This is a genomic window from Streptomyces sp. NBC_01537 (genome assembly GCF_045040445.1).
In the GTDB taxonomy this organism is placed as follows: Bacteria; Actinomycetota; Actinomycetes; order Streptomycetales; family Streptomycetaceae; genus Actinacidiphila.
The window spans coordinates 1,768,407-1,781,631 of record NZ_CP109392.1 but is presented as its reverse complement, the minus strand read 5'-3'; the positions used below and the strand labels follow the sequence as shown (position 1 = coordinate 1,781,631).

10 protein-coding genes and 1 pseudogene are annotated in these 13,225 nt (G+C 69.3%); 1 reads left to right on the top strand and 10 read right to left on the bottom strand.

Features of this window, described 5'->3' with window-relative positions; genetic code table 11:
* Positions 1-104 precede the first annotated feature (104 nt).
* The 9 genes and pseudogenes from OG607_RS08295 to OG607_RS08255 form a co-directional block, all read right to left on the bottom strand.
* Positions 105-953: a hypothetical protein gene (locus OG607_RS08295; protein WP_405720606.1), complete on the bottom strand. Its 849-nt coding sequence runs from the start codon at positions 951-953 to the stop codon at positions 105-107.
* A 672-nt stretch (positions 954-1,625) separates the two neighbouring features.
* Positions 1,626-1,913 (bottom strand): hypothetical protein, encoded by a 288-nt coding sequence (locus tag OG607_RS08290; protein WP_405720604.1) that lies wholly within the window; start codon positions 1,911-1,913, stop codon positions 1,626-1,628.
* 392 nt (positions 1,914-2,305) lie between these two features.
* Positions 2,306-3,562: a DUF6236 family protein gene (locus tag OG607_RS08285; protein WP_405720601.1), complete on the bottom strand. Its 1,257-nt coding sequence runs from the start codon at positions 3,560-3,562 to the stop codon at positions 2,306-2,308.
* A gap of 529 nt (positions 3,563-4,091) precedes the next feature.
* Positions 4,092-4,451: pseudogene (locus tag OG607_RS08280) on the bottom strand (transposase); the annotation flags it as partial.
* Positions 4,452-4,617: 166 nt separating this feature from the next.
* The gene (locus tag OG607_RS08275; protein WP_405720599.1) at positions 4,618-6,936 is read right to left on the bottom strand and encodes a bifunctional polysaccharide deacetylase/glycosyltransferase family 2 protein; all 2,319 of its coding nucleotides are present in this window, start codon (positions 6,934-6,936) and stop codon (positions 4,618-4,620) included.
* Positions 6,937-6,952: 16 nt separating this feature from the next.
* Positions 6,953-7,579, bottom strand: a complete 627-nt coding sequence (locus OG607_RS08270; RefSeq protein WP_405720597.1) for a hypothetical protein — start codon at positions 7,577-7,579, stop codon at positions 6,953-6,955.
* Between the two features lie 82 nt (positions 7,580-7,661).
* Positions 7,662-8,459 carry a hypothetical protein gene (locus OG607_RS08265; protein ID WP_405720594.1) on the bottom strand — a complete coding sequence of 266 codons (798 nt, stop codon included), beginning with the start codon at positions 8,457-8,459 and terminating at the stop codon, positions 7,662-7,664.
* Complete coding sequence (locus tag OG607_RS08260; RefSeq protein ID WP_405720591.1) at positions 8,456-9,160, bottom strand: RNA polymerase sigma factor; 705 nt, start codon at positions 9,158-9,160, stop codon at positions 8,456-8,458. The genes OG607_RS08265 and OG607_RS08260 overlap by 4 nt, the downstream gene beginning before the upstream one ends.
* 174 nt (positions 9,161-9,334) lie before the next feature.
* Positions 9,335-9,541: an SHOCT domain-containing protein gene (locus tag OG607_RS08255; protein ID WP_405720588.1), complete on the bottom strand. Its 207-nt coding sequence runs from the start codon at positions 9,539-9,541 to the stop codon at positions 9,335-9,337.
* A gap of 252 nt (positions 9,542-9,793) precedes the next feature.
* On the opposite strand from OG607_RS08255, the gene OG607_RS08250 reads away from it, so the two are divergent.
* Positions 9,794-9,940 (top strand): hypothetical protein, encoded by a 147-nt coding sequence (locus OG607_RS08250; protein ID WP_405720585.1) that lies wholly within the window; start codon positions 9,794-9,796, stop codon positions 9,938-9,940.
* Here OG607_RS08250 and OG607_RS08245 read toward each other — a convergent pair.
* The gene (locus OG607_RS08245) at positions 9,921-13,037 is read right to left on the bottom strand and encodes a glycoside hydrolase family 2 TIM barrel-domain containing protein (RefSeq protein ID WP_405720583.1); all 3,117 of its coding nucleotides are present in this window, start codon (positions 13,035-13,037) and stop codon (positions 9,921-9,923) included. The genes OG607_RS08250 and OG607_RS08245 overlap by 20 nt on opposite strands.
* Positions 13,038-13,225: the final 188 nt, after the last annotated feature.

Genomic DNA, 13,225 nt, shown 5'->3' with positions numbered 1-13,225 from the left:
CGGTGCGAGCATGGGACGCTGACGTGCGATCCCGTAGGTGGCGGGCTCCGGTGCTGCCCAGGGACGACTCTGCCAGCAGTGCGTCGAACTCGTTGTCCTGGCTGTCACCCATCAAGTTCACCGCGTTTCGCCTGCTGGGCTTTGCGCCTCCAGCGGTGGAGCACGCCCTCGACAGCGCGCTCTGACGTCTCGTTGAGGATCTCGACGATCTCCGATTGCGTATATCCGTCGATCGTCATCGCCAGAACCGTCCGTTCCCGCGGCTTGAGGCTGTTCAGTTCGTCCTTGACCCGCATGGTGCCCAGGATCGTGGACTCCTCGCTGTGGCTGGCCCGGGGTTCCGCGGATGTCGCGTCGCGCCACAGTGCGCGACGCCACCGGGCTTCGGCCACCCGGTGCTTGCGGTACTCGTTGGGGAATTCGTAGACGCAGGCACCTATGAAGTACGTCGTGATGCTGGCACCCCCCTCGAATCGCCAACCGCCGTCCACGAGCGCGTGCTTCCGGAACCGGGGCAGTGCTCGTGCCACAGTCATCGTCGCCAGCTCATCTCGAACGTCACTGTTGCGGACCAGTTCCTCCAGCTCGGACTCCGTCGGGTTCAGTGCGTAGCCGCGTAAAGCGACAAGCTTGAACACGTACCCGGAGTGCATCATCCCGCGCAGTACGGAGATGCCGTATCGGGCCAGCTCTTCCGTGAAGCGGACGTACCGGGGACCGGTGAAGTTCTCGGAAGACAGCACTTTCAGCAACTGCCTGTCGGCCATGCGCCGCTCCAGACTCTCCTGGAGGCGGCTGGCGTCGTCGACGAACGGCGAGGCCATGTGCCCCATGGCCTCGCTCGCCGACACGGGAGCGCCCAGATCGAAAGAGTGGGGCTGTTCCGCAGGTTTTACGTGCCGGGCATGCGCGCCTGGGGACTCCTCGTCCGCAGCCTCGCTGTCGCCCTTCATCCCCATGGCCTTTCTGGGTCGTCGCTTGTGCCGACCTTGTAGGTGCGGCTTCTGCCGGTACCCCACGGCCACTTCCAAGATTTTTCAGAGAGAGGGCCAGGGGACGAAAACGCCCCGTGGGGTACCTCGGAGACGGCGACCTATCAGCGGCATCAGAACACCAACGATGCAGGAGAAACCGGTGACTTGCCCACCCGATCCGACGCCGCATAACGCACCGACCCCTGCCACGCCCGCGAACCCCCCGGCACCGGCGACGACTGCACCCACCTCCGATCCCGTTCCCTTCCTGCCCATGCATACCGCCCTCGTTCTGCTGACGGCGGTCGTCATCGGGCTCATCGTGGGAGGCCTGACGTTTATTGATGGCAGGTCTGCGGCGGCTGCGGTACTCGCCGGAGTCATGAGCGCAGGAATCTGCGTTCCTGTGCTCCGAACCCTGATCCGCTAAGAAGTCAACGCAAGGAACCCGTACGTGGACTCCCGTTCTGAGGAGACTGGCCTCCGAGTTCCGCCCTGGAATCGTTCAGTTCTGGCAGCCGCGCCTCGGAGCGGCGCGACCGCTCTGCGAAACCACTTGAGGCGTCCTGCAGGCACTGGCACGGTGGCCCCTTGTGCCTGCAACAGATGCCTCAGAGAGCCGAGATCGTGAACCACCTGGAGGGGGATGCGTCACCGGTAGCTAGTAGTGGCCTCGCGTCCGGGCAGCCGCTCCGGTCCGCTGCCTTTCGGTGGTTTCTGGGCGGCCAGTCGATCTCCATGGCGGGCAGCGCCATGTCGCCTGTCGCCCTGGCCTTCGGCGTCCTGGAAGCTGCCGGGCGCGACCTCCACCCGGCCGCTTGACCTGTGAGCCAGCAACTCAACCGACAGCAACAAGGCGACCGGCGGCCGCCCCGCCACCAGCACGGGCTTCCAGGCCAGCGCGGGCGCAGCCGCGATGTTCGCCGCCAGGGAGACCACGATGCCCAGCAGAAATGCCAGCTACACCACGTATTGCGTCCGGCGACCACCGCCTGCCGGCGGCCTCAGGAGACCGACCGCCGCCAGCAGGAGCAAACCGTCCACCCGACAACGGCCACAACGCACCGCCCTGCAGGGCAAAAGCACGCTGATGGACGTATGAGGCGTCGCCGCGACACCCGATGCGCGTGACCCCGCCAGGGGAACTCCGGATCAAGCAGCACGATCATGCGGTTGAACCGCGCAGATGCCTAACGCGAAGAGCGGGACTCAGTCTCACTGAGTCCCGCTCTTCGTTGTTGGTTCGCAGTGATCGCGATACACCTGCGATGGACCCCGAGGCTCAGCCCTCTCTATCAGCCTCGAGCGAGACACTCCGCTTTGTCGGATTATCAGGTGAAGCGGGAAAGACGCCGAAGCAGGGATGGGGGCTGCAGACCGCTCTCGACGGACAGGAGGTAGGCCACCGTGGAGCCGGATAGGAGGGCTCGGCGCTGCTGGGCCGCAGAGCGGTGCAGGCCAGCGACGGCAAAGGCAGCGCCGAGAGCCGTGCCGAGTAGCGGTTGCCCGGCGAGGGCGTTGCCGCCGGCGGCGCCGCCACCGAGGGCAGCGACCGTGCCAGGAAGCTCGAACTTGAGATTTGCTGCGGAGTAAACGGTCCCGAGGTAGAGGCCTCTCATGGCTTTGCGAAGGTCCTCAAGTGGGGTTTCAAAGCGTTTCCCAACCTCCTTGCGTAGGAAGGCTTCGCGGGAGGCCGGCAGACTGACGCCGACCAACTCGCTCCGGAGGTCGGCGACGGTTTCGGTCACGGCACTGGTAAATGCATCGAACTCCGCTTTGTAGTCCTGACGCAGCTTGATGATCTTCTCCACACGCACCTCGGAGAGGAACTCCGGTATGGCAATCCGTATGGCCAGCATGCCAACGTGGCTCGCAAGTTCGACGTCACCGGCAGAGGGAGTCACGGAGGGACCTGCAGCTCCTCCTAGGAGGGCGGTAGTGATGCGGTCGCTGTCCCATCCGTTCGACGCGATATGTGCGGTGGGCTCGTCTGTGGTGGGGGCAAACCTGCCCTGGCGGGCCAGTTCTTCGACGAAGGCGCACTTGTAGACCCACGCCAGCCCGACGTCCATGGCCACCCATCGGTAGTACCTCGCGTCGGGTGTGTAGCGTGACAGTCGCGTCTCGACGGCAAGGCCCGAGTCGAACAGAGCATCACGCAGTTCGGGGGTGACCTCCTCCCAGTAGGTACCAGCCACGACACCACCAACGTGAGGGCGTGACCCTGAGCCCGGTTGCGGCGGAGAAGGGTCTGCAGACACGTACCGGGGGTCTGGGATGTCGACCCCGGCGGCCTGCCAATTACGCACGTCCGAGAGCTGATTGCTGTACAAGCGCCGTAAGTCCTCGGCATGCCGGGCGATCACATCCAGAAACATCGGCGCCACCGCCTGCGCCGCGGGTTCAGGCTCCACCGGCACTATGAAGTCCAGTTGATCGATGAGCGCGCGTGTCGTCCGCAGATCGAACAGCTCGTAGTCGGCCGGCACAACGCGGGCCAACTGCGGCCAGTAGAGAGCCGCGGTCTTAAGCCACTCCTCGTTGCGAAAGTGAATGTAGGGGTAATAGAGGCCGATCTGATCCAGCATGGTGACACCTCCCCTCGTCACGGTACTGAGGGACCTTAAGGTTGCCAATCGGATACGTGAAGGTATTCGCCTCGCTCTCATGGATCCCGAAGTGCCATCATCTGGGCCGACCCTTCATATGTCGGCCATCTGGTGACCTGGGCCAAGATCTACCTCGAACCTACTGTCCAGGCCATTCATCGCCCACCAGACAGAAAAGGCTTGGAAGCGCTACTGAGTTGGAACTCGGGCTGTCGTCAGCGGGGAGGGACAACCCGAGTTCAAATTCGTGGGATGCCGCTCCTTCAGAACCGACCTCGCCACCATGGCACGTCCAGGCTGTCGGGCCGGGATGACTTTGGATCTCGCCCAAACTTTCTTGTCGAGGGCCCACGCTGGGACGCGCAGCTCACGCGCGCTCTTCCTGGGCAGCGCGTGAAGCACGGCTTCGAGGTGACCACGGAAGGATCCGCCGTAACACCCGCACTCAGGGATGCCGCAATCGGGACCTGCGAGCGGATCTACAAGTTGCCTGAGAGGGCCCTGAGTACTCGGCCAGGGCGTTGTCGTAGGCATCGGCGACGCTGCCGATGGAGGGTGCGATGCCGGCCTGGGCGAGGCGTTCGGTGAAGGCGATCGAGGTGTACTGGCTGCCCGCGTCCGAGTGGTGCACGAGCGCGTTGACCTGTTGGTTCGGTCGGTAGCCGCGCTGCCAGAGGGCTTGTTCGACGACGTCCAGGACCAGGGAGGTCTGTTTGCTGCGGGAGGCCTTCCAGCTCAGGATCCGGCGGGAGAAGGCGTCGACGCACAAGGCGACGTAGACGGTGCCGGACCAGGTGGCCACGTAGGTGAAGTCGGCCACCCACAACCGGTCCGGGCCGGCTGCCTGGAAGTCGCGGTTGACCAGGTCACCCGCGCGTCGTCCATCCTGGCGCTGGCTCGCGGGCGGCACGGAAATGCTGCACGGCGATGAAGTCAGCCGTGCTGACCAGCACCGGGTGGGCCGGGGCGGTGGAGATGGCCCAGTCCTCAGGGGTTCCAGCGCATCACGTCGCGAGTCAGCGAGTCGTCGCTGGTCAGCGTTGCCATGACTCCCTGTATGAGCCGAGGCTGTGGGCGTTGTAGGAGCCGGCGTTCATCACCGTGTCGTTCGCGTGCGCGGCTTGGGCCTCGGCCAGCCAGGCGTCGGCGAGCGCGGTGGGTGCGGCTGGTGTCGGGACCGGTGCGGTGGGGGAGGGCGGCGCCTGGAGACTGCCGTAACGTTCCATCCGCTGCCAGCGCAGACGGGAGCCGGCCAGGGCGGTGAACACCGACTGGACCACCACCAGGTACATCAGCTGCCGGTAGACGAACTGCTGCAACGGCAGACTCCACAGCGGTCCGGTGCGTTCGCCGTCCAGCCGGAACGCGTACCGGCCCATCGTCAGCTGCAGCAGCAGGAAGGCCAGCCACACCGCGATGACCCGCGTCGGCTGGAGGAAGACCAGCCCGTAGACGGCGAAGACGTCCACCACCGGGCCGAGTAGCGGCAACAGCGTTTGGAAGAGCAGTAGATACCCGAGCCCCCGGCGGCCGAGCCGGCCGGCAGGGCCGCGCCGCACCAGGGCTCCCCGGTGCTTCCACATGGCCTGGAGGGTGCCGTAGCACCAGCGGTAGCGCTGTTTCCACAGGGCGCCGAGGGAGGCGGGGGCCTCGGTCCAGGCGATGGCGCTCTCCTCGTAGACGACCCGCCAGCCGTCCCGGCACAGGGCCATCGTCAGGTCGGTGTCCTCGGCGAGTGTGCTGTCGCTGACCCCGCCCACGCGCCGCAGGGCCTCGCGGCGGAAGGCGCCCACCGCGCCGGGCACGGTGGGCATGCACTCGGCCAGGTCGAACAGGCGGCGGTCCAGGTTGAAGCCGACGACGTACTCGATGTGCTGCCAACGGCCCAGCAGCCCACCTCGGTTGGCGACCTTGGCGTTGCCGGAGACCGCGCCCACCCGTGGGTCGGCGAAGGGCTGGATCAGCATGCGTACGGTGTCGGGCTCGAAGACCGTGTCGCCGTCGACCATCACCACCAGGTCGTGGGAGGCGGCGGCGATACCGGTGTTGAGGGCGGACGGCTTGCCGCCGTTGGCCTGCCGGATCAGCCGGACGCCGGGCCGGCCGAGCGCTGCCACCAGGTCGGCGGTGCCGTCGGTGGACCCGTCGTCCACCACGATGATCTCCACCGGGTGGTCGGAGGCGGCCAGGGAGCGGACCGCCGCCTCGATACCCGCGCTCTCGTTGTACGCGGGCACGACGACCGACACCGGTGCGGTGACCGGCGGGCCCCACGGCACGCGCCGGGCCCGCCGGTGCCGCCGCGCGGCGACCAGCACGGTGACCGCACGCAGCAGGCTGAGCGCCCCGGCGACCACCATCAGCCAGTCCAGCGCCGACAGGACCAGGTTGCCGCCGCGCAGCAGGTAGATCAGGCCGAGTCCTTGCCAGTGGTCGCCGATGCCGGCGTCGCGGACCGGATCCGCCATGCCGACGGCGGCGCTGACGGTGGCGAACCGGTACCCGTCGGCTTTCAGCTCGGGCAGCAGGACGCGCAGCGCCGCGACGGTCTGCGAACGGTCCCCGCCCGCGTCGTGCATCAGCAGGACCTGGCCCGCGGCGTCGTGCGGTGTGGAGTTGGCGACGATCTTGGCCACGCCGGGGCGCTGCCAGTCCTCGCTGTCCCTGGTCGTCAGTACGGTCAGGTAGCCCTGCTGTCCGGCGCGCCGCATGCTGTCCCAGGCCGCGTCGTCGACGGCGTCGTTGCCCGAGGAGTACGGCGGGCGCAGCAGCGGTGTGGTCACCCCGGCGGCACCGGCCACCGCCAGCTGGGCCTCGCGCAGCTCCAGCGACTGGCGCCAGGGCGGGAGGGTGGACAGTTCGGCGTGGGTGAAGGTGTGGATGCCGACCTGGTGTCCTTCGGCGACGATCCGCCGGACCAGGTCCGGATGCTGGGCGGCCAGGGTACCGACCACGAAGAAGGTGGCGTGCACGTGGTTGCGACGCAGGATGTCGAGGACCTGCGGCGTCCATCGCGGGTCGGGGCCGTCGTCGAAGGTGAGCGCGATGGTACGGGCTGCGGGCTGCGCGGTGCGGGGGTGGGCGGCGCCCGCGTCCACCACGGGTCCGCCGTGGGCCACGGCGGCGGGCACCGCAGCGGCGGGGCCGGGCGCGGCCGCCGTACCGTCGGCCGCGTCGTTGAGCATGTGGTGGCTGTAGCCCTGCAGGAGCAGTGCCGCCGTCAGGGTCAGCACAAGGGTGCAGAGCAGCAGCCAGTGGGTGCGCAGCGGCGCCTCGCGACGGGTTGCCGCCGGGCGACCGCGCTCAGGGCTCGGTCTGCGGCGGGCGGGCTTGCGGCGGTGGCTGCGGCTCATGGGACAGGGCTCTCGGTTACTTGGTGGGGCGGTGAGTCGCCCCCGGAGCCGTGCTGGCGCGGCTCTTCGTGGAGTGGGCGGCGGGGCTCGGCTTGGCCGAGGAACCGGTGGAAGAGGAGGCGGAAGCGGCGGGAGCCGTGGATGACGGCGTCGCGGTCGCGGACGGCCCCGCGGACGCCCCCTGCGGCTGCCCGGTCCTGGCTGCACCGCCGGAACGTCGCGTCGCGTCGCCCGTGCCCGCAGGCGAGTCCTCGGGTGCAGGCTGTGCGGCAGCGGTCTTCGTCGCGCCCGGGAGCGGCAGGAACGGCTCGTTCAATGTGGGGCCGCCGAGCGCGGTACTGATCACCAGGGCCAGGTAGCCGACGGCGAGGACCGCCATGGCCAGGCCGAGACGTCGGACCCGACGTCGACGCCGCCCCGAGGCGTCGACAAAGACGGGCGCGGGGGCGGCGTGGGCGGCGTGCGCCGGTCGGACAGGCGCCGGAGGCTGCTCGTACGGCGCCGGAGGCTGCTCGTATGGCTCCTGAAACGGCCCGTACGGCTCCTGAAACGGCTCGTACGCTGCCGTCAGCTGCTCGTACGGTCCCTGAGGCTCCGCAAGCGGCGGAGTGATCGGGGTCATGATGAAGGTGTGGTCGCTCACGGCTCACTCATGGCGGGTCGGACCGGGCGGGCGGTGCGGCCACAGGGGGAGTTTGACGCACCGCCCGCCCGGCGCTGGGGCGTCACCCGGCATGGGCCGGGTGACTGGTCGGGGTGCTGCGCGCCGGAGCGGTCGCGGCATGGGTGGACTTCGGCGTAGTGCTCGGGTGAGCGGCATGCGTGGACGCGGAGCCGTTACCGGCACCGGTGGACGGCGTGGCCGTGGCGCTCGCGGAGGCCTGGGCGCCGTGCTCCGTCGTGCCGAGAACCGCGGCGCAGTAGGCCGCGACCTGGTTCGCGCCGTCCGCCGCGTCGACCAGGTCCGCGTATGCCGGCTTCGTCAGGAGCTTGGCGCGGCCGACGACGCTGTGCTTGGTGTACGCACGGCACAGCCCGGTGAACGCGGGGTCGGCGCTCGCCGGGGGACTGTCCGGACCACCGGTGTCCGCCACCTCGGGTGTGTCGGCGGAACCCGTGGCGCCGGCCGTGGTGCTCGCGGACGAACCGCCGCCCCCGGGACCGACGGCCGGACCGTCGCCGCGCACCCCGGGCAGGTGGCCCGTACCCGCCGCGAAGGCCACCCCGCACACGGCGGTGGTGGCGAACGCCGCCACGAGCGCCTTGGCGCTCAACCGCCTCGCCGGTGCGGCCACGGTTGTCATCCGGCTCCTCCCGAGCGGCTGGACAGGGCTGAGACGCTTCTCCTCGAACGCGGCCAGCACCGCTCGCTCGCCGGGCTGTTCGCCGTCGGCCGGGGGAGCGGCCAGGGCGGCGAGCAGATCGGCGAGGGCGTCATGACCTGTGTCAGGACCGAGCGGACGGCCGGTGAGCAGCTTCTCGGCGGTGTCCGGATCGATCCGTCGCGTCCGGTGGATCCTCATCTCATGTCCTTCAGCGTCGAGTCGTTGCTCCGTGTCACACCCTGGGGTGAGATTTTTTTCCCGGGCTCGTGCGCGGGCTCCGTACGACCGGCGGAGGCGGCCTCCTCCGGCTCGGCCTCCGACCGTTCCAGCAGCTTCGCAAGCTTGCGCAGGCCCCGTTGCGCCGCCATCCGTACGGCCCCGGGACGCTTGCCGAGAACCCGGGCCGCGCTGTCCGCGTCCAGGTCCATGACCACCCGCAGCAGCACCGCCTCGGCCTGGTCCCGTGGCAGGGCCGATATCAGGCCGAGCGCGGTACCCGTACGGAACCCGCCCAGTGCGGCCCGCGTCGTGTCGTCCCCGCCGGGCAGATCGGCCAGGTAGTCCATGGGCACCCCGGCCGCCTGTGGGCGGCGGCGCTGACGGCGCAGATGATCCAGGGCGCGGTTGCGGCCCACGGTGACGAGCCAACCCCGGAAGCCGTCCGCATCGCCGCGGAAGGTGTCGAGATCGCGGACCACGTGCAGCCAGGTCTCGGAGGCCACGTCCTCGGCCTCGTTCCCCACCAGGACGTACAGGTACCGCAGCAGTCCCGGTTGCAGGGCCCGGAACACCGACTGGAACGCCTCCGGGTCCCCGGCCCGCGCCGCGCTCACCGCCGCCGACAAGTCCTTCGGCTCCGCCGGATGTCCGGAAACGGGCGGTGGTTTGTTGTCACTCACACCGAATTCTTCTGCTCTGCGCACCTGCGACATCATGCGGCATCCCGACGCCGGGCGGGGAACCGGGCCGGAATCCGGTCGGAAGCGGTGGGCTTCGGCACCGAACCGTTCGAACCCGTCACAGCACCGTCCGCCAACCCGCAGCGGCCGCCGGAAGCCACTCCGAGTACCGCGTCACTCCTCCGGGACCTGCGACATCCGGTGCCAGAACTCGCCACAGTCGATCTCCCCGGCCACGTACCGCCGCCGCAGGACCTCACGCGCCCTCAGCGCGTACAACGCACGGCACCGCGGCGACACCCGCACCATCGCCGACCACAGCAGGAGCGACAGGCCAATCGCCATCAGCCCGGCAAGGACGGCGAGGAGAAGATCGTCCATCACGCACCAGAGCCCCATGCCGGGTGTCACGCACCCTGGGGCGGCGGTCCCGGTGGCGCATGACGCTCCTGTCTCGGGTATCCGCGGCCCAGCCGCGCGAGTACGGCCGGCGAGCGGCCGGCGAGCGGCCTTGCGGCCGCTCGCGGGATGGTATGTCGGGACATCCAGATCTTCGTCACACGAGCATCAGCGTCGAAACCCCCGTCCATGTCACGCCTTCGGGATGAATTCCTCGAGATTTTTCTCGGCCCCGTGAGCGCAGATCGCTCCAAGCCTTTTGTCCTGTTCGAGACGAGCGAGCGTCACGTGCCGCAGGCCGTCGAGGCCGTGGCCCGCGACGGGCTGGTCCCGAGGGTGGTCGGCGACGACGCGCCACCCGTCACGCGTCCGGCACCGTGAGGGTGCTGATGCGCTGGGCGCCGTTGGTGGCGCCGGGGTGGGCGCTGGTGAGGTCCAGGCGGAGGCGGGCGGTGGTGAGGGGGGCGAAGGTCAGCACGGTGGGGGAGCCGGAGGCGGTGGCCCAGCTGACGGCCGGGTTCTTGACGGGGACGTATCGGTCGCCGTCCCAGTAGGAGGCGGCGATCGAGGCGGGCAGGGTGTGGGTGGCGTCGACGATGAAGGAGACCTCGACGGTGTGCAGGGTGCGCGGCGCGGCCCAGGTCACCGATATCCAGTCCGACGGGCGGGCGCCGCTGAAGGCGGGCAGCAGGGCGGTGGCGGACTTGGCGAAGGCGTTGGACCAGCCGGTGTCCGGGTTTCCGTCGAGCATGGCGGCAGGGAGGGTGTTGGAGGCCCCGGAGTAGCCGGCGTCGGCCAGCGGGTAGACGGGGTCGCCGGTGCCCGGGTCGGGGGCGAACGGCCGGGCGGGGGTGGTCGACACGGTACGGGCGGGGGTGGTCCGTACGGCCGTGCCGGCGGTGTGCAGTCCGTCGGCGCTCGCGGTGAGGGTGAGCCGTCCCGGCCGGGTGCCGGAGCGGACGATGGCCAGGGCCTTGCCGTGGAACGCGGTGCGGGTGGTGGCCTGGTACCGCTCGGCGCTTTCCTGGCGGCCGTTGTCCACCCCGGCCAGCGAGCCGCCGGTCACGGCGAACGTGATCAGGTGATCGGCGTCGGGCACGGTGACGCCCCGGGCGTCGATGACCTCGACGGTGACATGGGCGAGCGACCGGCCGTCGGCGTCCAGCGTGGTGCGGTCCGGCGTGAGGCGCAGGGTGTGCGGTGCGCCCGCCGTGCGCAGGACATCGGTCGCGACGGTACGGCCGTTCCGCCGGGCCACCGCCTTCAGTTCGCCGGGGGCGAAGGGGACATGCCAGATGAGGTGGAGCTTGCCGGCGCTGCCGTTGGGGCTGGTGTAACTGCCGGGGTACGGACCTGCGGTGACCGTCTTGTCGTCGCCCGTGGCCTCGGTGGTCTCCAGGTAGCCGCGGCCGTCGGTGGTCCGCTTGGCGTCGAAGGTCCGCACGCCCAGCGAGGTGCCGTTGAGGAACAGCTCCACGGTGTCGGCGTTGGAGTAGGCCCAGACCTCCACGCTCTCGCCCGGCTCGTGGCCGGTCCAGTCCATGGGCAGCAGATGGACCATCGGTTCGCTCGTCCACTGGCTGCGGAACAGGTGGTACAGGTCCTTGGGGAACCCCGCGGTGTCCACCGCGCCGAAGAACGAGGCCTTCACCGGGAAGACGTTGTACGGGGTGGGCTCGCCGATGTAGTCGATGCCGGACCAGAGGAACTGCCCGGTGAAGAACGCGCGGTCGCGGTCCTTCTTCAGCCCGTACTCGCCGCTCATCGTCCAGGAGGCGAGGTTGTTGTCGTACGAGGAGGTCGCGCGTCTGCCTGGGGTGTGGTTCTCGCCGGTGTTGAGGTGCTCGGGTTCCTGGTAGGTCCCCCGGGTCGAGGTCTCGGAGGAGGACTCGGACTCGAAGAGGAACAGGTGCGGGTAGCGGGCGTGCAGGGCGTCCACGGACGCGGCGGTGTTGTAGTTGAGACCGAGGCCGTCGAGCATGGCCAGGATCAGGTCCGCCGGTGAGCCGACGGCGGGCACGGAGTGGTACTTGTTGGAGCCGATGACCACGGGCCGGGTGGGGTCCAGGGCGCGGATGTCGTCGACGAGGCGCTGGGCGATGGGGACTCCGGCGGCGGTGGTGGAGTCGGAGATCTCGTTGCCGATGGACCACATGAGCACGGCGGGGGAGTTGCGGGCGGCTTTGACCATCTCGGCGATGTCGGCGTCGCTGTCGGCGTCGAAGAAGCGGTGGTAGTCGTAGGTGGTCTTGGCCGAGTGCCAGCAGTCGAACGCCTCCACCATCATGAGGATGCCGAGCCGCTCACAGACCCGGATCATCTCGGGGGAGGGCGGGTTGTGCGAGGTCCGGAAGGCGTTGACACCCATGGACTTCATGATGGTCATCTGGCGCAGCACGGCGTCGGGGCTGATGGCGGAGCCCAGCGCGCCCTGGTCGTGGTGGAGGTCGACGCCCTGGAGTTTGGCGTACTCGCCGTTGACGGTCAGCCCGGTGTCGGGGTCGATGGCGATGTGCCGGATGCCGAAGGTGGTGGGGTAGCTGTCGACGACCTCGCCGCCGACCTCCACGTCGGTGTCCAGCATGTAGAGGTGCGGGGTGTCGAAGGACCACAACTTGGGCCGGGCGACGGTGAGTTCCAGCGTCGCGGTCCGGGACGCGCCGGCGTCGATCGGTAGATCCGCAGCAGCCCGTGCCACGGGACGGCCGCTCGGGTCGCGGACGGTGGTGACGACGGTGACGGTACGAGCAGTCCCGGATTCGTTGACGACGTCGACCTGCGCCCGCACGCAGGCGCGGCCGGCGGTGATGTCGGGGGTCGTCACATAGGTGCCCCAACGCCGCACGTGCACCGGGTCGGTGACGACCAGACGGGCGTTCCGGTAGATGCCGCTGCCGGAGTACCAGCGGCTGCTGGGCAGCTTGTTGCGTACCTCGACGGCGATGACGTTGGCGGTGGTCCCGTCGGTGTGCAGCAGATCGGTGAGGTCGAAGGCGAACCCGGTGTAGCCGTAGGGGTGGTTGCCGACGAGGGTGCCGTTGCAGTACACGTACGAGTCCATGTAGACGCCGTCGAACTCGACCGAGATCCGGCGGCCGGCGAGCGCGGGCGGCAGCGTCAGCGAGGTGCGGTACCAGCCGAGGCCGCCGGGTAGGAAGCCGGTGCCGGAGGAGGTGCCGGAGCCGGTGGTGGGGGTGAGTTCGATGCTCCAGTCGTGCGGCACCTGGACCGCCCGCCACCGCGAGTCGTCGTAACCGGGGTCGGCCGCGCCGGCGTAGGCACCGGTCGGGTCGGTGATGCCGGCCGGGTTGACGAGGGCGAACCGCCAGCCGTCGGTGAGTTCGATGGTTCTGTCGGAGAGGCCGCGGTTCCGCGCGACGCCGACCGCGCCGGCGCTGCCGGGGGCTCCGGCATCGAGGGCGCCGGCCAGTGGTACTGCGGTTCCGGCGATCAGGAACGACCTGCGGTTGACCGTCACTGCGATCCCTCCTCGTTGAGGCACGCGCACCATAATTGATCAACAGCGAACAGAATTCACCATTCCTCAACGGATTCTCGCAGAGGTTGACTGGCTGCGGTCAAGACTCGCGTCAGACGTTTCGGTGTTCGTGGGAGCCCCGAGGCTGATGGGGCTGCCCCAGTCGATGGCGTCGCAGGGCGAGATCC